We start from the raw sequence: 24,537 nt of genomic DNA, 5'->3' as shown, positions 1-24,537 counted from the left end.
CCGTCTCAGGCGACGAGCGCGCGATGGTCCAGCTGCGCGCGCAACACGTCGACGACGTCCTGCAGCGTGTAGCGGTCGCGCTTGTCCGAATCGGCCACCCGGATGCTCAGGCGCTGTTCTAGCTCGTACCAGATCTCCAGCATTTCCCTGGAGTCCACGCCCAGATCGCCTCCGAGATAGAAGTCCGGCTCCACCGACTCGACGGTGAACCCGGTCCGCTTGATCTCGTTGATGGCGGACAACACTTCTTCGTACACGTTCATGTGTTTCTCCTCAGCTGACGTTGCATCCCGGCGCGAGACGGCGCTCGTCCGGAATTCGATGACGCGTGCGTTAGCGCGCGAAGCGGTGGATTCAGAGCAGGCCCATCTCGCGCGCGGTCGTGGCGATCAGATCGACGGCGGCGTCGATCTCTTCGCGCGTATGCGTGGCCATCACCGACAGCCGCAGGCGTTCGGCTCCGGGCGGCACCATTGGGTATTCCATGATGTTGGCGAACAGGCCGCGACGGTACAGTTCCTTGTTCAATCGCCTGACCGCGCCGTCCTCGCCGAAGAACACCGGCACGATCCCGGATTCTCCGCGCGCGATGCGCATGCCGGCCGCTTCCAGGCGATCCTGGATATAGCGAACGTTGGCGTGCAGGTTTTCGATCCGCTGCGGCTCGCGCTCCATTACGTCCAGCGCGGCGGAGATCGCAGCGATCGTCGGCTGCGCCAGACCCGAGGTGAACAGATACGGATAAGAGAAGTTGCGCAGCAGGAAGATATGTTCGTTGCTACCCGACACGAACGCGCCCTGCGCGCCGATCGCCTTGCTGCAGGTGGACATGCGCAGGTCGACCTGGCCCAGCAGATCCAGATGCTCCAGGGTGCCGCGCCCGCTCCGCCCCACCGTGCCCAGGCCGTGGGCGTCGTCCAGGATCGTGATCACGTCGTGGCGCTTGCAGATACCGATGTATTTCTTCAGATCGATGATCAGGCCGTCGACCGAACGCACGCCCTCGACCGTCGAGAAGATCTGCACGCCGGGCTTGGCCTTGGACTTGATCCGATCGAGGATTCGCTCGAAGCCGTCGAGTTCGTCCGGATCGAAGGTATAGAACGGAACGCCGGCCATCTTGATCGCGTTGATCACGCTGGCGTGGCTGTTCTTGTCGTACACGATGATGTCGTTGCGGTTCATCAGGCCGGTGACCCAGCACAGATTGGCCATGTAGCCGCCCGGCAGCAGCACCGCGTCCTCGTGATCGGCCAGCTTGGCCAGACGCAGTTCCAGATCGCGATGCTGCTTGGTGTAACCGGAGAATGCCGGCGAACCACCGCTGCCGATGCCGTACAGCTCGACCGCTTCGATCACCTTGCGCTTCACATAGGGATCGTTCGACAGACCCAGATAGCTGTTGGAACCGAACACCAGCACTTCGTTGAAGACTTCGCTGTTGAGTTCCTTGTACTTCATGCGGCGATCGACCGGGCCGAAGCCCTGGCGGCCGACCATATAACCGGCTTCCAACTCTTTGACGTAGGTTTCGTACTGGTGCGCGAGCCGCTCCTTGAAGGGCTTGCGTTCGAGTTCGATCAAAGCTCTTGAGTCCATGTCCAATCCCTTCGTGCTTGAAAAGTGTCCCTACCGCTTCCTGACCATCGTCCAGGCAGAGCCCTAGCCGAAAAATCCGTTGCGCCGGTACCAGTCCGCGCTGTCGCGAACCATCGCTTCGATCGGCGCGGAGCGGTAGCCGAGCTCGCGCTCGGCCTTGCCCGAATCGAAGTAATAAGTGCATCCCATCACCCGCATCCGATAGGCCTCGACCGCCGGCTGACCGGGTACGAACGGAAAGCGGCGCTCCTGCAGGGCAGTCTTCAGCCGCAGCCAGCGGTAATTGGTTTTCGGAATGCGCAGCGGCTTTTCCAGAACCTCGCCGATCACGTTCAGGAAACGTGCGATGCGAATGTTCTCCCCGCCTAGCAGATAACGCTCTCCGGGTGTTCCAAGGGACAAAGCGCTGACGTGAGCGCGCCCCACATCGGCCGCGGAGCAATAAGTCGCCCCGCCCGGCGGACTGAACGGGAGTTGGTCGTAATGCGCGGCGATCAGCAATCGCCCCCATTGCATGTTGTGGTCGTAGGCGCCGACCACTTCGGCCGGGTTGAGCACGATCGTCTCCAGCCCGCGCGTATTGGCCTGGAACACGATGCGTTCGGCCTGCTGCTTGGTCGCCGCGTAAGGGCTGCGCGCGCGATAGCCGGCGAGCGGCACGCTCTCATCGGCGACGCGCGACTCGTCGTCGAAGGCGCCGACGGTGGAGGTGGTGCTGGTGTAGACCAGCCGGCGCACACCGTTGCGCAGCGCGGCGTCGACGACGTTGCGCGTGCCGTGCACGTTCGCCGCTTCCAACGCCGGCAAATCGCTCCATTTGCAGCTGGTGTTGCCGGCGGTATGGATCACCGCCTGCGCGCCGCGCATGGCGTCGGCCAGGGCGTCCACGTCGTCCAGGCCGCCGCGGACGATCTGCGCGCCGAGCGGTTCGAGGTACTTGATGTTCGAACCCGGCCGCGCGATGGCGGTGACCCTATGCCCTGCGGACACCAGCGCGGAAACGATGTTGAGGCCGACGAAGCCGTTGCCGCCGGTGACGAATACGTGCATGTCACGAACCTTCCGTAGTGGGGGTTTTGGCTTCCATGGTTTTCCAGAACCGTTCCCGGCTCTCGGCCTTCGTGCGCATGCCCAGCGCCGAAGGCATTCGGTCGGGGTTCGAGACGATCCCCTCCAGAAGCACCTTGATCTGTTCGAGCAGCATCGCCGCGCCGGCGTGATCGGGCTCGACCGCGCGATAGATCAAGCTCAGTTCGAGCGAATCCGCGTCGACCGCCGCCGCCAGTTCCATGCGTGGCCGCACGCCCGAGGAATCCGCTTCCGAGGCCAGCCGTCGCTCGCTCGCTCCAACCGGACATCCGAACGAGACGACGCAATCGAACAACTGTTCGCGCCCCACCCATTCGCCGATCCGCTCGATCGTCGTCGACGCATGGCGATGCTTGCGCAGCAAGGTCGCCTGCAGTTCGGACAGCCATTCGAGCATCTTCTGCCGGCCGACGGTCCGCACGCGCACCGGCAACAGTTCCGGTTCGGCGGCGTGGACCGCGCCGAACAATCCGAACTGGGAATAGCGCGCGTTGCTGTAACGATTGAGCAGCACGGCCCAGGCCGCGGCGATCAGGGTCTCCAGGGCGATGCCGTGGCGCGATCCGAACGCTTGCAGCAGTTGCACCAGCGCGGGATCGATCAGCTCGGACGCCGCGTGCACGGCGCCGCGCTCGTCGTGGCCCGGAGCCCCGAATTCGAGCGACATGCTGTCCCCCAGCGCGACGACCGTATCGACCGCGTCGCCCAGGTGTTCGACCCAGTAACGGCGCACCCATTCCTCGTAGGGCTCGTCGGCGTCGCTCCAATCGGATGCGTTCTCGATGTCGGCGGTTACCACGTCCGACAAACGACGCCACTCCGTCGGTTCCTCCGCCCCGTCGGCGACCGCTTCCACCTCGTGGACGTGCGCGCCGTCGTCGATCGGCATGTCAGCCAATACCCGCGAAGACGAGTTCGCGCCTTGCGAAGCGACGAGGTGGCGAAGATCGCAGCGCACCAGTTCGAACGGCGTTCCCGGGAACGATGCGCGCCGCCGCAACTGCCCGTGATGGATCGCGGGCCACTCGATCGCCGCACCGCGCACCCACAGTTCGGCCAGCTTGTCGAGGTCGCGAGCGCGCAGCAGCGTGTCGACGAATCCGTCGCCGGCATCGCCTTCGAGCAAGCGCAGCACGTCCAGCGAACCATGGGCTTCGACATCGCCCGCGAACATCCCGCTGCGGCCGCCCGCGTCTTGCGCATGTTCCAGCGCCGCGATCAGCGCCAGCGCATCCGCTGCGACCACCGCGAGGCGATGGCGGTAGGCGACGCGGCCGATCTGAGAGGCGTAGGCGAGATCGGCGAATGCCGCGAGCGTTAATCCTTCAGCGACCCGTTCGCGCATGAACGCGGCGACCGACGCCCGGTAGGCCGCCAGTCCTTCCGGGCTGCGCGCCGACAGCACGAACACCGTCGAACCCGGCGTGCCGGGCGTTTCGACGGACGCCGGCTCATGCGATTCCACGACCACGAAGGCATTGGAACCGCCCATTCCGAACGAGTTGATGCCCGCGATGCGCGTTCCCCTGGCGTTGCGCGGCCAGGCCACCGCCGTATCCGGGAAACGGAACGCCGAACGCGCGTGATCGAAATTACCGTTGATCCGCCGCAGCTTCGCGCAGGGCGCGAGTTCGCCATGGCGCATGCTCAACAGCACCTTGATGATCGAGCCGAGCCCGGACGCCGCTTCCATGTGCCCGATCGCGGCCTTGCTGCCGATCGCGCAATGGCCGACCGCGGTGGAGGTGCGGCGCAATGCGTTGTCGAGCGCCTTGAGTTCGATCGGATCGCCGAGCTCGGTTCCGGTGCCGTGCGCCTCGATGCAGGTGATGTCGTCGGCGACCAGGCCCGCTTCGCGAATACAGTCCGCGGCGGTGTCTTCCATCACCTGCAGATTCGGCATGAACTGTCCCGGTCCGGTGCCGAAGTGTCCGATGCGCGAACCGCGGATCACGCCATGGACGTGGTCGCCGTCGGCGACCGCGCGACTGAGCGACTTGAGCACCACCACGCCGACGCCCTCGCTGGGCACCAGCCCGTTGGCGGCATCGTCGAACGTGCGCTCCTTTCCGTCGGGCGACAGCACCTTCATGTCGTGCAGCAACTGGTACTTGCTCTGGTGCAGGGAGAGGTTCACTCCGCCGACCAGCGCGACATCGCAGTCGCCGGCCAGGATCGATTGCCGCGCCAGGTGCAGCGCGGTCAGCGAAGCTGAGCACGCGGTCGCGACGGTGAGGCTGGGACCGTGGAAATTCATGACGAACGACAGCCGGTTCGACAGCTCGCTGCTGACCGAGCCCGGGCCGAGGTACTCGGCGCTGCCGTTCTGCATATCGGCAGCGATCCGGCTGAAATCCTCGTTCATCGCGCCAACGAAGACGCCGACCCTCGACGTCGCCAGCGCCTGCGGCGTATACGCGGCATCCTCGACCGCGCGCCACGCGGTCCGCAGCAACACGCGCAATTGCGGATCGGCCTTGTCGGCCTCCGACTGCGACATCCGGAACAGCTTGGGATCGAACAGATCCACTTCGGAGATGAAGCCGCCGACGTCGACGATCGATTGGCCCGAGCGCGAGCGATACTCGTTGAGCGAAGACGCGAAGCCCCGCGCCGCCGGAATGCGCGTCAGGCAGTCGCGGCCTTCGCGCAGGTTGCGCCAGAACTGATCCAGGTCGGGCGAGGACGGGAATTCCCCGGCGATGCCGATGATCGCGATTGCCTCCGCCGCGACGGTCGGCGCACGTCCCGTCGGCAAGCGCTTGGACGGCAACAGCACCGGCGCTTTGTCGTGAACCGGCGGCGGCGCGGCCGGGGCCGGTGCGGGCCGCTCACGCGGCGCAACGGCGGTGTCGGCATCGTCCATGGAGAAACGCCGCCGTACCGCGTCCGGATAGCGGACGCTCAGATAGTGCGCCAGTTGCGCCGCGCTGTCGTATTCGAACAGCGCCGTTTTCGGCAAGTCGGCGAAGTCCGCGCTCAGGGCGGTATGCAGTTCGAGCATCAGCACCGAGTCCATGCCGCACTGCTCGAAGCTGGTGCGCGAGCCGATCGCCGACGCCTGGGTCTTGGTGACCGCCGCCATGCGTTCCTTGACGAATTGCTCGACCCGCGTGCGCAGTTCGTCGTCGCCGGCTGTCGATGCGTTCGCCTTCGACGGTTCCGCGCGCACGGCCGGACGCGTCTCGACCGCGGTCGAACGCGCGGCCGCCGCGCTGTCGACCAGACGCGCCGTGCCGCTGCGTTCCGCGGCGACGGGCCTGTCCGTCGTCACGACCGGCGCGGCCGCGGGCTCGGGCAATCGCAGCGTTCTGGCGATCCGCTGCGGATCGCCCACGGTGACCAGCACGTGGCCTTGCGCCCGGCGCAGCAGCAGCGTGTCCAGGATCTGCAGCCCTTCGGCTTCGGTCAGCGCCTGCATGCCGGAGAACCCGAACACCACCGAGTCGCCTCCGGTGATCTCCATCCCACCGGTCGCCCAGAGCGGCCAGCCGATGGCCAGGCTGCGGCCATGGCGCAGGCCGCGTGCGCGCTGCGCCTCGCGCCACAGCACGTAGCCGTCCATGAAACGGTTGCCGGCCGCGTACGCGCCCGATCCCAGATCGCCGATCAGCGCGGAAACCGACGAGAACGCGACGAAGACGTCCAGCGGCAGCGCCGCGGTCGCGCGATCCAGCACGATCAGGCCGTCGACCTTGGGCGCAAGCAGCTCGGCGAAGTCGGCGTCGTCCAACTCCAGGATCGAGCGATCGCTGGCGGCACCCGCGCAATGGAACACGCCGTTCAGCCCACCGAACTCGCGTTCGGCCACCGCCACCAGTGCCGCCACGGCGGCCGCGTCGGCGGTATCGGCGCTGCGGTATTCGACTTGCGCTCCGAGCGCGCGCAGCGCCTCGATCGCTTCGCGAGCGCTCGACGACAATTCCGGCGAACGGCCGGCCAGCAGCACACGCGCCCGGCACTGCGTCGCCAGCCAGCGCGCCACCGCCAGGCCGAGCTTGCCCGCGCCGCCGGTGATCAGGTACGCCCCCGACTCGCGCAACGCAAGCGCGGCGGGCGCCTCGGCTGCGGTCATCGGCATGGCGCGCAAGGCCCGGCGATGCCGTTGCCCGTCGCGCCAGGCGATCTCGTGGGCGCCGAAGCCGCCGTCGGTTTCGAACTCCTCGACGATGCGCCGCGCGTATGCGTCGGCATCGTCGCGGTCGTCGCGCAGGGTCGAAAGTTCGAACCGGTGGTTGACCATCAACAGCGATCGCGCGTAGCCGATGATGGCCTCGTGTTGCGGCTGCGGATCGCCGTCGTCGCGATGGGCGTACAGCAGCCGCACCGCGGCGCCCGGATTCGCCCGTTCGGACGCCACGAACAACTGCCGCACTGCCTGCAAACCCCGGTGCAACGCCTGCGCGTCGGCCGCATCGGCCGTCAACGCCGCGGTCGATGCGCTGTTCCACACGACGATGTGTTCGGGCAGCAGTTTGCGTTCGCGCAGCGAATCGAACAACGCCGAAGCGCTCGCGGCGCTGAACGGATCGAACCGATCCGGACCCGATCCATCCGCGGCGTCCGCGAACGCGACCGCGACGCCGCGATCGCCTTCGGGCAGGGCCCGAATCACCGCTTGCGCGCGCTCGGGATCGTCGGCCACCACCAGCACCGTGCGCGGTGCGCGACTCGCGACCGTCGCCTCCGGCCGCGGTGCGGGCAGCCATTCGTCGTCGAAGAATTGCAAGGTCCGCGTGTTGACGGGTTGACGCACGAGCGCCCGGCCGCTGAAGCCATGCAGCCTCGCCAGCACGCGTCCGTCCGCGTCGGTCACTACGATGTCGTACTTGTACGCGGTCGCATCGGTGGTCGCGACCAATCCGTCCGCCGTCGCCGGCGCGAGCGCGTCGCGACTGCGCACGACGTGCGCGTAACAGGTTTCGGTGAGCGGGTGATGCAGCTCCAGCTCATCCAGGGCGAACGGCACGATCGGCACGAGCGGATCGCCGTTGCCGGCCACCTCGACCGCGAGCCCCGCGCGCAGCGCGGCGTCCAGCAACGACGGATGCAGGCCGTACTGGCCCAGGCCGGAGCGCAGATGCTCGGGCAGTCGCAGCTCGCACAGCGCCCCTTCGGCCAGACGATAGCGGGCCTGGGTGACCTGGAAAGACGGGCCGAAATGGAAACCCATGCGCCGGAATCCGGCGTAGATCTCTTCGGGTCCGCGTTCGAGCCGTGTGCCGCGCGCGATGATGGCCTGGATATCGAGCCATTCGTCGGCCACACCGTCTTCGGATTGCTGGAACACCAATTCGCCGTCCACGCACACCGCGGCGTCGGAGTCGCAAAGGATCTCGAACTGCAGGCTGGCGTCGTCGCTGTGCATGCGGATCGTCAGGCCGTCCGGCGCGCCGGCGATCTCGAACGGCTGCCGCCAGACGAAATTGCGGATGCGCGAAACGCGCCAACCCTCGCCCGCGGCCAGTTCGCCGGCCGCGCGCGCCATCTCCAGATAGGCCACCCCGGGCAGGATCTTGCGATCGCGATCGGTGTGCACGATGTGGTCGCGCAGGTAGAACTCCTGGCCGTCGAAACGCTTGCTGTATATCTGTGTGGCGAGGGTGGACGCATTTCGGTCGATCAGCGGATGCGGGGCGTTGTCCACCGCATCGGCGCGCTTCTCGTCGACCCAATAGCGCTGCGTGACGAAAGGCATGGTGGGGAACGGAACGCGGTGCGGCCGCGCGGTCCCGAGGCTTGCCGGATACAGCGCATCGACATGACGCGCCCAATCGATATCCAGCATCGACACCCAGGCGCGGGCCAGCTGCGGCAGGCGACCGCCGCCGATCAAGGTGCGGATCAGCGCATCGCGCTCGCCCTGGTCGACGATCGCATCGAGCTTCTCGCCTTGTCGCCGCGGCGAACCGCGCAGCAGGCCGTTGCCGGATGTGCCCGCGCGGCAGGCTCGAAGCGCGGCCAGCACGTCGTCGATGCTGGTGGCGACGACCGCGAGGCGTTCGTCCATCGCTTCGCGACCCACTTGAGACGAATAGGCCAGCGACCGCAGGTCCAGGCCGACGTCCGGATCGCCGCCGCGTTCCAGGAACGCGATCATGCGCTCGACATAGCGCATCAGGCGCTCTTCGCTGTCGGCCGAAAGCACGAACAACACAGGCCGCCCGTCGGGCGCGGTGGACTGCGGCCGCGGATGATCCTCGATCAGGCAATGCGCGTTGGCGCCGCCCGCACCGAAGGAACTCAAGCCGGCGCGGCGCGGCGTCCGCGCATCGGTCGCGCGCCAGGCCTCGCGCTGCTGGACCACCCGGAACGGAACCTGGGCGAAGTCGATGTTCGGATTGAGCGGCGAGGCGTGCAGCGACGGAGCGATGGCGTCGTATCGGAACTGCAGCAGGATCTTGGTCAGCCCGGCGATGGCCGCCGCCGACTCCAGGTGTCCTATGTTGGATTTGACCGAGCCGATGCGGCACTTGTCTCGGTCCGCCATCGCACCGCGGACCGCCGGCGACGCCGCGTCGAACGCGCGGGTCAGGCCGGCGATTTCGATGGGATCGCCCAGCGACGTGCCGGTGCCATGGGCTTCGATGTAGTCGATGCTGCGCGGGTCCCAACCGGTCTGCTTGAGCGCTTTGCCGATCGCATTGGTCTGGGCGACCTGGTTCGGCACCGTGTAGCCGTTAGTCTTTCCGCCATGATTGAGGCTGGTGGCCTTGATCACGCCGTAGACGTGGTCGCCGTCCTCGATCGCCTGGCTCAGCCGCTTGAGCAGCACCGCGCCGACGCCCTCGCCCGGCACATAGCCGTCGCCGTTCGCGCCGAAGGCGCGGCAGCGGCCGTCGCTGGACAGGAACTGCGCGGCGGACAGTTTCTGGTACTTGTTCGGATGCACGATCAGATTGACGCCGCCGGCGATCGCCATGTCGCAGTCGCCGTTGCGGATCGCCTGGCAGGACAGATGGATGGCGGTCAGCGACGACGAGCACATCGTGTCGACGGCCATGCTGGGGCCGTTGAAGTTCATGAAGTACGACACGCGGTTGGCGATCGAGGAGAACGGCGGATTCGGCCGTCCCGACTTCAATTGTTCGTCGGTGACGTCGATCTGCGCGTAATAGCCCCACATCACGCCGACGAAGACGCCGACCGACTGGCCCTTGAGCGACTGCCGGGTTTGGCAGGCGTCCTCGATGCACTCCCACGCGGTTTGCAGGAACAACCGCTCCTGCGGGTCGATCAGTTCGGCCTCGCGCGTGGAAATGTTGAAGAAGCGCGCATCGAACTGGTCCACGCCGTCGATGAAGCCGCCCCATTTGCTGTAGACCGCGCCCTTGACCGTCCGGTCGGGGCGGAAGAAGCGGCCATGGTCCCATCGCGACAAGGGAATCTCGCCGACGCTGTCGCGGCCGGCCGAGAGGTTCTGCCAGAAGGCATGCAGATCGTTCGCGCCGGGATATCGGCCGCTCAGGCCGATGATGGCGATGTCTTCGGGTTCGGACCGATCCGCGCCACCGCGCAGACGCCGGAATCCGCGCGACGCGGTCTCGCGCAGGCGCGCGGGCACGGCGTCGGCAGTGCCCGCAGGCGCGAAGGTTTGCGTAGGCGCTCCCTGTGAGCGTCCCGCTCGCCAGCGCAACTCGCCCGCCCATTCGGCCAGCGTCGCATGGCGGTATGGCGCGAAGGCGTCCACGCCGTCCAAATCCCGCGCCAGCGCATGCAACACCGGCGCGACGTTGACCGCGTCAAACGGCCACTCCGCGATCGGCGTGTCGATGCGGCAGCGCGCCGCGGCAGCGCCGAGGACCTGGCGCAAGCACTGGAACAGGTGTTCGATCACGCTCGGATCGGAGGCGTCGGCAGCGGTCGGCGCCGCCTGCTCTGCGGCCAGCGTCACCGCCGGCGCGGATGCGCGATCGGTCCCGGCCAGATTCTGCGCCGCATCCGGGAAGCTCTCCGTCAGATGCTCGGCCAGCCCGGCGATGTCCTGGTACTCGAAGAACAAGGTCTTGGAGACCGCGCCGAACGTCGCTTCCAGCCGTCCGGTCAGCTTGACGATCATCACCGAGTCGATGCCGTAGTTCTCCAGCGCCGCGTTCGGATCGATCTCGCTCGCGCTCAGGCCGACCGTCTCGCCCAAGGCCTCGCGCAGGAACCTCTGCACCGCCTGCAGCGGCGCCTCGGTCGCGCCGGGTGCGCCGGGTGCACCATGCGACGGATCGGCCGCCGGCGTTGCCGGTTCCGCCGCGCGCGACGGCGCGACGACGGCGGGCGCGCGCGCGGCGGGCGCTATCTCGCGCAGGACGTCGGCGTGATTCTCCGCGAGATAGCCGGCGATGCCGGACAGCTCCTGGTATTCGAAGAACAGCGTCTTGGGTATTTCGCCGAAACGGACTTCCAGCTCGCGATTCAGGGCGGCGATCATGACCGAATCGATGCCGTAGTTTTCCAGCGCCGCATGCGGATCGATCTGCGACGGCGCCAACTTCGTCGCGCCGGCGAGCAGTTCCACCAGACTGGCGGTCGCGATCGCCGCGAGCGCATCAGACTCGATCGGAGCCGGCACCGCCGACTGCACCGCGATCGCCGGCGCCTTGGCGGCGCTCGGCTTGGCCGCGGCGCGCGGACGCGCGAGCATCGACAGCTGCGGCGCGGCGTGAATGGTCAGCTGTTCGATCCGCACCAGCACCCGGCCCTGCGCATCGCACAAGGTCAGATCGAAGTGCGACTGCTCCGGCGTGGTTTCGCCGCGTACGACCGCGGTTTTGCGGGCGTGCACCCAGACGCGCTCGCCCGGCGTCGCGACGATTTCGATCCGACCCAGCCGCACCGGAACCCGGATTGCGTCGGCGCGCGCGCCGAACCCGCCCACGCCGAGGCTGACGCGGATGGCGCCGTCGAGCAACGCCGGATGCAAGACGAAATCCGCGACGTCTACGCCGGCGATCCGCGGCAGCCGCAGCACGCCCAGCGCTTCGTCGGCGTTGTAGCGCAGACTCTCGAAGACCTGGAAACTTTCGCCGAAGGCGAAGCCCATCGCCGAGAACGCGGCCTCCACCTGCGCGCCGTCCAGCGCGACCGTGCGCTTGGCGATCGACGCCAGATCCCGGTCCGCGGCGTCCCCGCCGACGGACGCGACGCTAGCGCCCGCGTCGCCGAGCACGATCGCACCCTGGGCATAAGGCCGTTGTGCATCGTCGTCGGCGCACACCTCGAAGGCGACGGCGCCACGCTCGGGCAACAGCGCGACCCGCACTGTCTGCGGCGCATCGTTCACGATGACCGGCTTGTACCAGTGCACGTCCTCGAGCGCCGTCACCGCGCGCCCGGGCGCGGCCAGGCGCGCGGCCTGCAGGGCGAGTTCGAGATAGACCACGCCCGGCAGGATCCGGTTCTCGCCCAGGCGATGATCGCGCAGGTAGAACTCGTCGGGACGGAAGGTCTTGAGAAATGCCTGCTCATCCAGGGTCGATACGTTGGCGTCGATCAGCGGATGAAGCACGGCGATCGCCGCATCGCGGCCCGCGCCGACGTCGGCCGTGTCGACCCAATATCGCTGGCGTTGGAAGGCATAGCCCGGCAGCGGTACCCGCCGCCGGCCGGCCTGCGCGTGCAGTGCGGGCCAGTCGACCGTTCCGCCGTCTACCCAGGCCTGCGCCAATGCGGCCAGATCGCGCGCGGCGAGCCATTCCGGCATCCGCGCCGCCGCCGCCGCCAAGCGCGCCGCTACCGCGGGTTCGCGTTTTGCGGCATCGCGATGACCCGACCAGGCTTGCGCGCTCAGGGCGCCGTGTTCGGCATACGTCCGCAGCGCGTCGAGCAGCTCGCGCCGCGAGGCCGCCACCAACGCGAGACGGAACTCCATGGCGATGCGACCGACCTGCAAGGTGTACGCCGCATCCTGCAGACCGATATCGGGATCGGCCTGCAGACGGTGCGCGAGCCGTGAGGCCATTTCGCGCAGTGCGGTTTCGCGGCGCGCCGACAGCACGATCAGCACCGGCGCTTCGACCTGCGCGTCGCCGCGAACCTCCTCGACGTACTCCTCGACGATCAGATGGCCGTTGCTGCCGCCGGCACCGAAGGAACTGATGCCCGCCAGTCGCGGCAATTCGGTGCGCGATCCGTTGTGTTCGATCACCGGCCGCGGCCAAGGCTGCAAGGTGCGCTGCACCCGGAACGGGCTGCGGGCGAAGTCGATGTAGGGGTTGGGCGTGTCGGAGTGGATCGACGGCACCAGGCTGCGGTGCCGCATCTGCAGCAGCACCTTGGTGAGGCCGGCGATGCCCGCGGCCGCTTCGAGGTGGCCGAGGTTGGATTTGGCCGAGCCGATCGCGCAGTACTGGCTTTCGGCCTGGGCGAAGGCCTTGGTCAGGCCGGCGACCTCGATCGGATCGCCCAGACTGGTGCCGGTGCCATGCGCTTCGACATAGCTGATGTGGCGCGCATCGACGCCCGCCGCATCCAGCGCTTCGCGCACCAGCGCCGCCTGGCGCTTGGGATTGGGCACGGTGAAACCGGAGGCCTTGCCACCGTGATTGATCGACGAGCCGCGGATGACGGCGTAAATGTGGTCGCCGTCCTGGCGCGCCTTGGCCAGCGGCTTCAACACCACGGCGCCGACGCCTTCGCCGGGCACATAGCCGTCGCCGCCTTCGCCGAAGGCGCGGCAACGGCCGTCGGAGGACAGGAAATGCATGTCCGACAGCAGGTTGTACTTGTTCGGATGCAGCGACAGATTGACCGCGCCGGCGATGGCCACGTCGATCTCGCCCTGGCGGATCGCCTGGCAGGCGAGATGGATCGCGGTCAACGACGACGAGCAGGCCGTGTCGACGGTCAGGCTCGGGCCGGAGAAATTGAACTGATACGACACCCGATTGGCGACCGCCCAATAGAAGCTGTGCGGCACGACCCAGCTGTCGCGCGGACGATCCACGCCGTGCAACTGGTAATCGCCCCACATCAGGCCGGCGTACACGCCGACCGGGTTATCGCGATAACCGCGCGCCGCGGCCAGCGTGTCGGGCGTATAACCGGCATCCTCGATCGCCTGCGAAGCGATCTCCAGGAACAGCCGCTCGTTGGGATCGATGTTCTCCGCTTCCTTGGGCGAGATGTTGAAGAACAGCGGGTCGAAGCGGTCGACATCGCGCAGGAAGCCGCCCCAACGGCTGTAACTGTTGGCGCGCGTCGCGTCGCCGGCCTGGAAGCGGAACTTGGCCGCGATGTCCGGCCGGTCGGCGGGAATTTCCTCGACGCAATCGCGGCCCAGGCGCAGGTTCTCCCAGAACGCTTCCAGCGTTTCGGCCTGCGGATATCGGCCGGCCAGGCCGATGATCGCGATGTCGCCCTGATGCGGCGCCGGGCCGGGTTCACCGATCCGGACGCTTCCGGGCGTGGACACCGCATACGCGACGGCGCGTGCCGGCTCGCTCGCGGCGCGCGGCGACGGCGTGGGCGTGGGTGTAGGTGTAGGTGTAGGCGCAGCGACGATGACCGCCGACGCTTCCTCGGGACGGGCGATCGCGCGGCAGCGATCAGGGTGGTGCTCGATGAAATAACCGCTGATTTCGGCCAGCGTCTGATATTCGAAGAACAGCGTTTTAGGCAGCGTGCCGAAAGCCTTTTCCAGTTCGGCGATCAGATCGATCATCACCACCGAATCGAAACCGTAGTCCTTGAACGAGCGGTCGGGATCGAAGTCGGCGGAAATGCCGAGCTGCGAGGCGAACAGATTCGCCAGGAAACCCGACACGGGCGCACGCCAGGTCGAAGGATCGCGATCGCCACGCTCGCCGTCGACGCTCGATGCGGCCACGGCGGTCGCGGCGACCGAAGACGCGTGATCGCCGGCGATCACGCCGAGCACTTCGCGTACCTTGTCGGTGTCGCCGGCCGGCATCACCACCAGTTGCGGCTGCGCTTGAGCGATCGCGTATTCCAACACTTCGATGCCGCGCCGGGTCGCCAGCGGCACAATGCCGAAACTGCGCCGCAGCGCCTGTTCTTCCTTCTCGTTGAGGCGCATGCCGCCGTCTTGCCAGTACGGCCAGTTGATCGAGACCGACTTGCCGCTGCGCGCGCCGAGCGCGACCAAGCCCTCGCGCATGGCCGAGAACTCGTCCTCGAAGGCGTTGCCGAAGGCGTAGTCGCTTTGTCCGACATTGCCGAGCACGCCGGTGACCGACGAGAACAGCACGAACAGGTCCACAGGATCGTGCTGCGTCTCCTGATCCAGACACCAAGTGCCCTGCGCCTTCGGCGCGATCACGCGCGAGAACGCGTCCGCGGGCTTGCGCAGCAGGAAGTCGTCTTCGATGACGCCAGCCGAGTGCAGCACGCCGTTCAAGGCTTGATCGCGCGTGCGCAGATCCGCGCGGATCTCCGCCAGGACACGCCGAACCTCTTCGCGATCGGTGATGTCGCAAGCGAAATACACCGCGCGGCCGCCGAGAGCGGCCAACTCGTCGAGCACCGGACGCTGCGCCCCGGACGGCGCCTTGCGACCGGTCAGATAGACCGTGGCCCGATAGCGCTCGCACAGATGGCGGGCCACGATCAGGCCCAACGCGCCCAGGCCGCCGGTGATGAGATACGCGCCGCCTTCGCGGAAACCCGCACCGGCCGCGTGAGGCGCCGACGGCAAGGCGCTGGAATGGATCGGCGCGAACATCCGCGTTTCGCGCCGGCCTTCGCGATAGCGCACGTCGGTGGCTTTGTCGATCGCGCACAGCTCGTCGGCGACGATGCCGGCCAGGCCCGCAGGATCGGCGGGGCATTGCACGACTCGTCCGCTGAAGCTCGGCTTCTCGATCGACAGCGTCTTGTAGAACCCGCCCAGCGCAATGATGTCGGTGGCGCCGAGCCCGTCGAGTTCCGCGGTGCCGGCGATGTCGGGTTCGACCAGATGCACCAGGCGCGCGCGCTTGGGGCCGCGCAGCATCGCCTTGACCAGCGCGAATACGGTACGCGCACCGGCGTCGATGCGCGTCTGCACGGACAGCTCGCCAGCGCGCCGCGGCGCGATCCAGACGAAGTGTTCCGGTTGCGCGCCGCGTGCTTTCCAGGCCGCGACCACGGCTTCGGCATCGGCGAGCGAACCGGCGCGCAGGCAATTGCCCTGCTCTGCCGGCGCGAGCTCGGCGTCCGCGGCGAGGATCGGCAGGCGTACGAAATGCGTGCCGGCGAATGGCGAGGTTCCCACGAGCGCGGCGTGAAGACTATCGAGATCGTCCCCATCACCGACCAGCACCACGGTTGCGGGAGCCTGCACCGCGCTCGGTATCGCGGCTTGCGCCCACAGCGGCGCGTACAGGTCGCCGGCGATCGATTCGGGCGCGCGATGCACCGCCGATGCCGCCGGAACCTGCGTCGCCGGAACCTGCGCCACCGAAGCCTGCGCCATGCGCGGACGCAAGCTCAATCCGCGGAACGCCAGGCGCACGCGGCCGACGGACTGGCCGGGCGCGCATTCGATCAGATCGATGTCGAGCTTCGGAATGCGGTCGCTGCCCGACGATGCGGGCGCGAACCGCGCCCAGGCGAACAGCTCGGTCTTTTCCGAGCCGGACGACTCGACCGGTGTGCCCGCATCGAGAATATCCAGACGATCCAGGGAGAACGGCAGGCACGGCGCCTGCTCGCGCGGTTCGTCCGTCGCATCGATGCCGGACGCGAGCACGACCGCGGTCTGCAGCGCCGCGTCGGCCGTGCTCGGATGCACGACGAACGCCGCGCGATCGGCCGAGAGTTGCGCGGGCAACACGATCCGCGCCAGACACTGACCGGCGCCGAGACGTACATCGGCGATCGATCGGTGAGCCGGTCCGTACTGCAATTGCAGGCCGGCCAGCCCGGCGTAGCAGGCCGCGGCATCGACCAGGCCGGCCGTGCAGTCGGCGCCGATCGCGCCGACATCCAGCAGGGTTTCGCCGGCGTCCGGATCGACGTCCAGGCGGCCGCGGCAGTAGAACTGCGCGGACTCCTGCGCTTCCGCGTCGACGACGCGAAAGCGCAGCCGGGCCGGGCCGGCGTTCTGCGCCGCGCCGTCGCCGAAAGAATCCAGCTCCAGTTCGACCGACACCGCAGCGTCCGCCACTTCGAGCGGGCGCTGCCAGACCACGTCGTGCACGCTGACTGTGGACACGGCATCCGCATCGGCGGCGTCGGCCAGCGCAAGTCGCGCGGCGGCGCGCGCCATCTCCAGATACGCCACGCCGGGCAGGATCGGGCGACCGTCGACGACATGGTCGGCGAGAAAGAATTCGCGACCGTCGAATGTCGAGCGGAAGCGCTGTTGGCCGAGGACGGAAACATTCTTGTGCAACAGCGGGTGCAGACCGATTTGGGCCTGCGCATCGTTGCGCAAAGCCGCTGCGATCGGCGCCGGCGTCCAGAACGTCGCGCCCGCGAAGGGATAACCGGGCAGCCGCACAGGACGCACCGAGGCGCCCGCGAACAGCGGCGCCCACGACGACGACATCGGCGTCGCGCCCCCGCGGAAGGCGTCCGCGAAGGTCTGCAGCGCATCGATGCGCGCTTGTTTCTTGAGCTTGGGCCACTTCGACAGCAACGTCTGCAGCGCGTCACCGTCCGCGCTCTCCGGCGCGGCGGTCTGAGCCTGGGCATCCGTGTCCATCGCCTGATTCAGCGCGTCGAGCAACGCATCCGGGCCGTCGACCACGCAAGCGAACCGACAGGCGAGCGCGTCGCGACCTGTCAATAAGGTACGGCTTAGATCGATCAGCCGCGTCTGTCCGGCATCGCCCTGCAACCAGTCGCGCAGCGCCGCGATGCGGCGTCGCAAGGCAGGCGCGGTCTTGGCCGACAAGGCGATCATCACCGGCTCATCGACGCGGCCGCGGCGGTTGCTCTTGGCGATCGGCGACGCCGGCGCCTCTTCCAGAATCAGGTGGGCATTGGTACCGCCGAATCCGAACGAACTCACGCCCGCGCGCAGCGGCGCGCCCGGCGAAGGCGGCAGCCAGGGACGGCTGTCGTCGAGCACGTAGAACGGCGTGCCCTCGATGGCGATGCGAGCGTTGAGCCGGGTGAAGTTCTGGAACGCCGGCAAGCGACGGTGCCGCATCGCCAGCAGCACCTTGATCACGCCGGCGACGCCCGCGGCTGCTTCGAGATGGCCGATGTTGGTCTTCACCGAACTCAGGCCGCAGAACGCGGACGGCAGATCGATGCCCTGCTTGTGCGCCAGCGTACCGAAGGCCCGCACCAGACCTTCGAATTCGATCGGGTCGCCCTTCGGCGTGCCGGTGCCGTGCAGTTCGACAAAGCTCAAGGTATCCACGCCGACGCCCGCGCGCTCGTGCGCCTCGACGATGACCTCGGCCTGCGCCTGCGGACTGGGGTAGGTCAAGGTGTAGGTGCTGCCGCAGTGATTGACCGCGGAACCCTTGATCACGCCATGGATGGCATCGCCATCGGCGATCGCGTGCTCCAAGGGTTTGAGCAGCAAGAACGCCGCGCCTTCGCCACGCACGTAACCATCGGCGGTATCGTCGAAGGTCTTGCAGGTGCCGCTGGGCGACAGCATGCCCATCTTCGAAAACGAGATGTGACGCGTCGGCGTGAGCATCAGATTGATGCCGCCGGCGAGCGCCATCTCGCAGCCGTCGTACTGCAAGGCCTGGATGGCGTTATGGATGGCGTTGAGCGAACTCGAACACGCCGTGTCGATCGGCACGCTCGGCCCGCGCAGATCGAAGTAGTGCGAGACGCGATTGGTGATCACCGCCGTCGCGGTGCCGGTGGAATGGTGCGCTTCGATCGAGATCTGGCCGCGTTCCTGCAATTCCTTGTAGTCGTGGTTGAACACGCCCACCACGACCGCGATCTTGCGGCCGCGCACGCTGGACGGCGCGACACCGGCATCTTCCATGCAGTTCCAGGCGAGCTCGAGCATGATCCGCTGCTGCGGATCCATGGCCTGCACCACCTTGGGCAGAAAACCGAAGAACTCGTGGTCGAACGCGTCCGCCGCGTCGATGAATCCGCCCCATTTGCTATCGGTTTTATTGACGCTTTGCTTCGGATCGCCCCATACCTGGCGCCAGTCCCAACGCTGCGCTGGGATCTCGGTCACACTAGATTTGCGATCGACCAGATTTCCCCAAAACGTTTCGCCGTCGGTTGCCCCTGGAAAGCGAAACGCCATTCCAACAATCGCGGTATCCATATTGTTTCCGAGCATTCATTTGCATCGCGATCGCGACTGCCATCACTCCCCCAAAGAGCGACGACTCCCCTGAACCCGCAGCCGGCCAGCCGGCTGGTTCAACTTCCTCACAAGCATTCAACCATTTTTGTATGGCGACTCATGAAGAATTGCGTATTCCATATCAGCATACGCATAGAACAAGGCACAGAGAGAACACCTGAGCTGCACGTTCCTCACTAAAAATGGTTGATACGTCACATAACGGAGTGCACACCAATCGGCGGCCATCGTAATGGCGCGGTCACAATCTCAACTTGGCACATGTCACACGTATTCGGAAGCCATCAGCGGCCACATCGATGTGATCGAACGCGTGCCACGGCCTGACTGCACCGCGCTGCATAGCCGTTGGATACGGTTGCGAAGGGCATCGATGGCGACGCACCGGCGCTTGCATGTGCGCAATGCGCGCGCACAACAGACCGCCGGCGCAACGCGCCGACGGCGGTCGGATTCAGACCTCGTAGACCCGCGGCGGCAAGCGCGAGATCAAGGGCGGCTGCAGACCGCATGCAGCGTAGACGCGTTCGGTCAGCCGTTGACGGCCGGTGGCGTACCCCGCCCGCCACCGGGCACGGGCGATCGCGCTGGACAGCGCGATCACGGCGAAGCCGTTTGCGAAAAAGATCGCGCACAACAGCAACATGTCCCACTCCGGCTCCGGACCCGCGAACACGATGATGGCGCCGATCAGCAACAGCGTCGCCAAGGCGAGCACGCCCAGCATGCGCGCCATTTCCTTCAGCCGGCGCGCGGTGAAGACGGTCATCGCGCGGGCGGCGAAACGGATGCGGAAGATCCCATGGGCGAAATAGACCCGGCCGTCCTCCAGGTTGCGCAACCCATAGACCAGCCCTTCCTCGTCCTGCGCCTGCTGCGGCCAATGGGCCACCACTTCGACCCGGTCGCCGACGGCCAGGAACGGCGCGACGCGGCCATGGCCGCGCAGGCTGTAGAACGCCAGGCGACGCTCGCCGAAAGAAAAGCGGTAGACGTCGAAGCTCAGTGGGTTGCCGGCGCTGTACTCGGTCTTCACTTGAAGATCGTCCAGCACGGCTTCCAGCTGCAGCAACCGGATCGGTTCAACGTCCATGACGTGCTCTGCGTTTTTTTCGCCCGCGCGCGCGCGGGCGACGAGGCGGGAAGGGGTCGAAGTCCTCGCGTTCGGCCTTGTCCTCGTCCTCGTCCTCGGCCGGATCGTCGGATTCGTACATGGGCGCTGCTGGCGCGGGACGTTCGCGTGCCTGCGCGCGTGCGCGGCGCAAGGCCGCTTCCGAGGTCAGGATCATTTCGCCATAGCGGTGATTTTCCAGCAGTATCGCGGCGTGCTCGTACAGCCCGATCCCGGTGATCACCATCGCCACCACCGAGGCGACCAGCAACGTGCACGACACGATGAAGGCGACGCCCGTGGCGAACATCAGCCAGGACGACACCGCCGCGACGGCGCAGGCGAACACGAGCGCCGGCAGCCAGCGCAGGCAGCCTTCCATCGCCTGATCGAGCAGGGTTGCGCGATGGCGCGGGATCAGGCTCAGAGTGTCGCCGTCGGCGACCGCCCAATGAACCCAATCGTCATCGCCCTGAACCTCGAACACTCCCAGCGTCGCCGGCACGGCCAGCGCCGCCATCGCCCCCAACGCGCCCAGACCGTGCGCCCGCTCGCCGGCCACGTCCTGCCCGCGCGCGTCCACGCGACCGTACAACGGGCGAGGCGGATCTTCGGCCGCGGCGGTCTCGTCGATCCAGTGCAGGCAATAACGCCCCTCGTCCTCGGGGACGGCGACGCGAAGCCGGACGATGCGCCCGCGACGGGTCCGGGCGCGAGTGAATCGGAGCGACAAGGCGAATCCAGACCGTGGCGGATCGGCAGGATAGCAAGCGCGGGGCCGGTTCTTGCGTAAGCGCCGGGAGCCTGCGCCGGCACGGCGGACGGTACGATCACCATCATTCGCCCTCATCCGCAGCGAGGCGAGGCCCGATCATCCGGGCGACCGTGCTTACACTGTCAGTGCCCCAGCCCAGGGTTGGGCACCGGACCCTTGCCAGTTCATTGAAGAACAGGAAGATTCAATAAGCACGGCAATGAGTCCAGACGTAACGGCCTCACCAATCGACACACAGGAGCAGGGTGCATGGAAGACGGCTTCATAGAACTGCTCGCCGAATACTCGGTCCCCGCGGCGGTGATTGCCTGGTACCTGCTGTTCGCGCTCGGAAGCATGGTCATGCACAGGCGGCTGCGCAGCAGAGCGAGCCGCTGGCTTCTCGCCGTCGCGCTGGCTCCACCTGTCTACTACGCCCTGCGATTCGTGGTCATGACACTGGCGACGGTCGCGCTGGGAAACGACGCACGAATCATGACCTTCCATCAATACGACTCGATCATTACCTTGTCTTTCTGTTTCGCATGGCTGCCGCTCAGCTCAGCGCTGTTCTGCCTTTGCGCCAAGTCCATATCTCCATCCCCGCCCAGGCCCTAGATGGCGCGTTCGGATCGGCGACCGGGATGTCTCCGCCGCCCAAACCGACGACTCCGTCGTAGCTCCTGCGACGCCATTGCGTACGCATCACGCATTGAGCAACCCAGTCAGCTCCTTTCGCGATCCGGGTACATCGCCGCGCAAGTCGGTTCGATAGCGTTCGGTCTCCAACCACTCCAGCAAGGACCGAACATGAAGCGTCGTACTTCGATGGTCGCTGCGGGCATGACGCTCGCGTTGTCGGCTTTGACTCCGCTCACCGCGGCGGCGCAGGACCCGATGGCGGCGCAGCATCGGCATTGCGAGCGCGAGTTCGAACGCAGCTCCGAAGCGCTCGGCGACGCGTTCGCCCGGCGCGATCTCAATCGTTTCATGGCCGGCTTCGCCGAAGACGCGGTCCAGATCAACAGCCTGGGCCAGGTGCTCAACGGCAAACCGGCGATCACCGCGTTCTATCGCGCGGTGATGGCCAACGAGTACGTGTTCAAGCGCACCCTGCTGGCGCAGACGATCACCCCACAGTGCTCGAGCGCCGTCGTCGTCGATCGCGTCGAGTTCACCATTCCTTCCGCCGGCATCACTCTGCACGCGATCGATGTCGCCAACTGGGCGCGGGTGCGCGGCCAATGGCGGTTGAGCGCCGATACGACCACGCCGATCGCCAATCCCTAGTCCAGGCATGCGGCTTTGCGGCAGCTTCTGGCTGCCGCTCTGCGTGGCGCTGAGTACCGCAGTATGGCCATCGCATCGCGCTGCGATGCAACGCGATGTCGCTCGTCACTGCGATTGCACAGTCGCGTGACACACTCGATCGATCGCAGTTCACAGGTTCAGCCTCCGATGCCGTCCGCGCCTTCCCGTTCGACCCGGCAACTGTCCACCATCGCCCAGGCGTCGCCGTTCGTGATCACGCAACGGCTGATGGACATGGCCTGGGCCACTCAACCGCCGTCGGGCCGGGACCAACGCGAATGGAATCGGATGGTCGCCGAGAAAGGCAGCGCCGCGATGAAAAGCTGGTGGGGCATGGTCAACGCGATGTGGCTGGCGCCGTTCTCGGCCGGCCTGTGGTCGGCTTGGTCGCCGTGGTCCAGCCCTTGGCAGCGCTGGACCGGCCTCGCCCACGCCGGCGATCGCATCCTGGCCGAGGGACTCAAACCCGTGGCCCGCACGGTGTCGGCCAATCGAACGCGCTTGGCCAAGCGCGCGGCGTCCAGGCGATAACGGCGGCTCAGCACGGGAAGCGGTTTTCGAGACCATGTCGACTTGCCCGACGATGGCGGTCGGCGGCTAGCGGTGGCCGCGAACGGCGGCGAACCGTCTGAATTGTTCATGTTTGACGTCACTCCGGCGGCCCCTTCGGCCTTGATAGATCGCCGTGCCGACAGCATTCTTTGACCCGGATGCCTGGCCACTTCGCGTTGCGATGGATCGCGACGAATCGACCGCACGGACCTCAAGCGCCGGCGTCCACTTTCACTTGCTGCCCAAGTCGAGCCGATCTGTGGACGCGCCGGCTCCGCGGATCAGCGTCGGGTTCGCGCGCGCGGCCACGCCTTTTTGTCGTAGCCCAGCGCACCAAACATTATCGCCAGACCCAGCCGGCGGCGATCGGAAACGGCGACAACGCGAAGGATGACTCTCGTCCTTCCAAGCGAAGGTGTGAGGCGCACCCCCAATGAAACGAACCCGCTCCGCTCGGATCGGGCGTAGCGTCGGGCGAGCGACAGATATCCGTCGCTCGCCGGAGGCCATGACAGGATCGGAATCGTCCGATCGACGTCATCGCATCAGTTCGTCACCACCACGTTCGGAAACGCGTTCACCACGCAGCGCTCGTAGTCGCCGGCGAGCAAGGCCGAGTGCGGGGTCTGATAGGTCACCAGTTTGCAGGCATAGCTCTTGCCTTCCGGATTGCTCGGTACCCAGCTGAAATCCTGTTCCCAGTAGATCGCCAGCGCGCCGGCGCCATTGGCGTCGAACGCTCTCATGCCCTTGCAGCCCAGTACTTCGTTGCCCGGCACCGGCACCTGGAAGTAGGCAGCGGCCGCGCGGTAGTAGGTGATGCGGTTCTGCGATTGCGGATGCTCGCCGCTGCCGCCGCATTCGATGCCGCCGTTGATGATCTGGGTGGTCACGCCGAAGCCCGGCACCAGCCCGTTGTTCTGATCGTTCGCGTTGGGCACCCAGGTGCCGTCGATCACGTGCAGCATCGAGGGCTTGGGCGGCTGCGGATACGAGAAGAAGAACGTCGCGCTGGCCAGATTGAGCCAGGTATCGGCGACCAGATCGGGCCGGTCGAGCAAGGTGCGCACCGTGCCGTACATGGCCTGCGAGAACGGGCCGTAGTTGTAGTTGTAGGACAGCTGCTTGGCGCCGCGGCCGAAATAGCTCTTGAACGTACCGTCGGCGAACTTGCCGCAGGGCCAGGCCTTGCCCTGCCAGGTGGCCGGATTGCATTCGCCGTTGTAGCCGTTGCGCGAGGTTTCGGTCCAACCGATCTCGCGCACGTACACCAGCGCCTGACGCCACTGCGGGATCGGGCTGCTGGCGTTGTGGCCTCCGGTTTCCTGCGCGAAGTGCGCGACCATCGTCGCCAGGGTCTTGCGGCACAACGCGTCGGACTTGGCCGTGGTCTCGTAGTTGGCGCACACGGCCGGGAACTTGGCCACCGCCTGCAACAGGCCGCGATAGGTGTATTCGGGCGTGCGCATCGGGAACACGAATTCGAACTGCGCGTTGCTCAGGATCGATTCGACCCGCTTGACGTTGTCCGGATTGGCCGCGCGTCCCGGCTGCACCGCTTCGACCGCCGCGTTGTCGAGGGTGCGGATCGATTGCTTGACCTTGCGCATCAACGGCGCGTCGGTGAGCTGCGCCTCCTTGGCGAGCAAGGCGCTGCGCGCGATCCGGTACTCGGCGGCCGCGGCATGAAACGAAGCGGCGGCGGCAACGGCGGCGACGGCGAGACTGAGCGAAGTGGCGACGAACGGGTTCCGATGGGCCATGGCGGTTCTCGTGGGAAAGGTGGGAAGAAGGGGCCTGTCGGCGATCGCGACGGCGATGCCGCGTTCAATAGGACAGGTCCAGTCCCCGGCGAACCGCGAGTTGCATCGCATATCGCCGAAAGTC

The 24,537-nt window shown here is 66.9% G+C and carries 10 protein-coding genes; 3 read left to right on the top strand and 7 right to left on the bottom strand.

Annotated features, from left to right (window positions below; genetic code table 11):
- Nucleotides 1-5 precede the first annotated feature (5 nt).
- From ACTOWJ_RS11420 to ACTOWJ_RS11395, 6 genes are all read right to left on the bottom strand, one after another.
- A complete protein-coding gene (locus ACTOWJ_RS11420) occupies nt 6-263 on the bottom strand; it encodes an acyl carrier protein (RefSeq protein WP_441334729.1) in 258 nt (85 codons plus the stop codon).
- A 91-nt stretch (nt 264-354) separates the two neighbouring features.
- On the bottom strand, nt 355-1,599 hold the full coding sequence (locus tag ACTOWJ_RS11415) for an aminotransferase class I/II-fold pyridoxal phosphate-dependent enzyme (protein ID WP_441334728.1): 1,245 nt from the start codon (nt 1,597-1,599) through the stop codon (nt 355-357).
- Nucleotides 1,600-1,662: 63 nt separating this feature from the next.
- The gene (locus tag ACTOWJ_RS11410) at nt 1,663-2,649 is read right to left on the bottom strand and encodes an NAD-dependent epimerase/dehydratase family protein (protein WP_441334727.1); all 987 of its coding nucleotides are present in this window, start codon (nt 2,647-2,649) and stop codon (nt 1,663-1,665) included.
- Nucleotide 2,650: 1 nt separating this feature from the next.
- On the bottom strand, nt 2,651-18,859 hold the full coding sequence (locus ACTOWJ_RS11405) for an SDR family NAD(P)-dependent oxidoreductase (protein WP_441334745.1): 16,209 nt from the start codon (nt 18,857-18,859) through the stop codon (nt 2,651-2,653).
- Nucleotides 18,860-19,376: 517 nt separating this feature from the next.
- Nucleotides 19,377-20,015 carry a hypothetical protein gene (locus tag ACTOWJ_RS11400; protein WP_441334726.1) on the bottom strand — a complete coding sequence of 213 codons (639 nt, stop codon included), beginning with the start codon at nt 20,013-20,015 and terminating at the stop codon, nt 19,377-19,379.
- On the bottom strand, nt 20,005-20,553 hold the full coding sequence (locus tag ACTOWJ_RS11395) for a hypothetical protein (protein ID WP_441334725.1): 549 nt from the start codon (nt 20,551-20,553) through the stop codon (nt 20,005-20,007). The genes ACTOWJ_RS11400 and ACTOWJ_RS11395 overlap by 11 nt, the downstream gene beginning before the upstream one ends.
- 504 nt (nt 20,554-21,057) lie before the next feature.
- Here ACTOWJ_RS11395 and ACTOWJ_RS11390 point away from each other — a divergent pair.
- The 3 genes from ACTOWJ_RS11390 (at nt 21,058) to ACTOWJ_RS11380 (ending at nt 22,629) form a co-directional block, all read left to right on the top strand.
- Complete coding sequence (locus ACTOWJ_RS11390) at nt 21,058-21,405, top strand: hypothetical protein (RefSeq protein WP_441334724.1); 348 nt, start codon at nt 21,058-21,060, stop codon at nt 21,403-21,405.
- 192 nt (nt 21,406-21,597) lie between these two features.
- Nucleotides 21,598-22,077, top strand: coding sequence for a YybH family protein (locus tag ACTOWJ_RS11385; protein ID WP_441334723.1), 480 nt, complete (start codon nt 21,598-21,600; stop codon nt 22,075-22,077).
- A gap of 168 nt (nt 22,078-22,245) precedes the next feature.
- Complete coding sequence (locus ACTOWJ_RS11380; protein WP_441334722.1) at nt 22,246-22,629, top strand: hypothetical protein; 384 nt, start codon at nt 22,246-22,248, stop codon at nt 22,627-22,629.
- 566 nt (nt 22,630-23,195) lie between these two features.
- Here ACTOWJ_RS11380 and ACTOWJ_RS11375 read toward each other — a convergent pair.
- Nucleotides 23,196-24,413 carry a chitinase gene (locus tag ACTOWJ_RS11375; RefSeq protein ID WP_441334721.1) on the bottom strand — a complete coding sequence of 406 codons (1,218 nt, stop codon included), beginning with the start codon at nt 24,411-24,413 and terminating at the stop codon, nt 23,196-23,198.
- Between the last annotated feature and the right edge of the window lie 124 nt (nt 24,414-24,537).

Origin of the sequence: Lysobacter sp. CA199, assembly GCF_052078715.1 — a bacterium.
In the GTDB taxonomy this organism is placed as follows: Bacteria; Pseudomonadota; Gammaproteobacteria; order Xanthomonadales; family Xanthomonadaceae; genus Lysobacter.
This window is presented reverse-complemented; position numbering and strand designations above follow the sequence as displayed.

Excerpts from the sequence above, each read along its gene's own strand:
- ACTOWJ_RS11420 (WP_441334729.1), bottom strand. The coding sequence starts at position 263 with ATGAACGTGTACGAAGAAGTGTTGTCCGCCATCAACGAGATCAAGCGG.
- ACTOWJ_RS11415 (WP_441334728.1), bottom strand. The coding sequence starts at position 1,599 with ATGGACTCAAGAGCTTTGATCGAACTCGAACGCAAGCCCTTCAAGGAG.
- ACTOWJ_RS11410 (WP_441334727.1), bottom strand. The coding sequence starts at position 2,649 with ATGCACGTATTCGTCACCGGCGGCAACGGCTTCGTCGGCCTCAACATC.
- ACTOWJ_RS11405 (WP_441334745.1), bottom strand. The coding sequence starts at position 18,859 with ATGGCGTTTCGCTTTCCAGGGGCAACCGACGGCGAAACGTTTTGGGGA.
- ACTOWJ_RS11400 (WP_441334726.1), bottom strand. The coding sequence starts at position 20,015 with ATGGACGTTGAACCGATCCGGTTGCTGCAGCTGGAAGCCGTGCTGGAC.
- ACTOWJ_RS11395 (WP_441334725.1), bottom strand. The coding sequence starts at position 20,553 with ATGGCGGCGCTGGCCGTGCCGGCGACGCTGGGAGTGTTCGAGGTTCAG.
- ACTOWJ_RS11390 (WP_441334724.1), top strand. The coding sequence starts at position 21,058 with ATGGAAGACGGCTTCATAGAACTGCTCGCCGAATACTCGGTCCCCGCG.
- ACTOWJ_RS11385 (WP_441334723.1), top strand. The coding sequence starts at position 21,598 with ATGAAGCGTCGTACTTCGATGGTCGCTGCGGGCATGACGCTCGCGTTG.
- ACTOWJ_RS11380 (WP_441334722.1), top strand. The coding sequence starts at position 22,246 with ATGCCGTCCGCGCCTTCCCGTTCGACCCGGCAACTGTCCACCATCGCC.
- ACTOWJ_RS11375 (WP_441334721.1), bottom strand. The coding sequence starts at position 24,413 with ATGGCCCATCGGAACCCGTTCGTCGCCACTTCGCTCAGTCTCGCCGTC.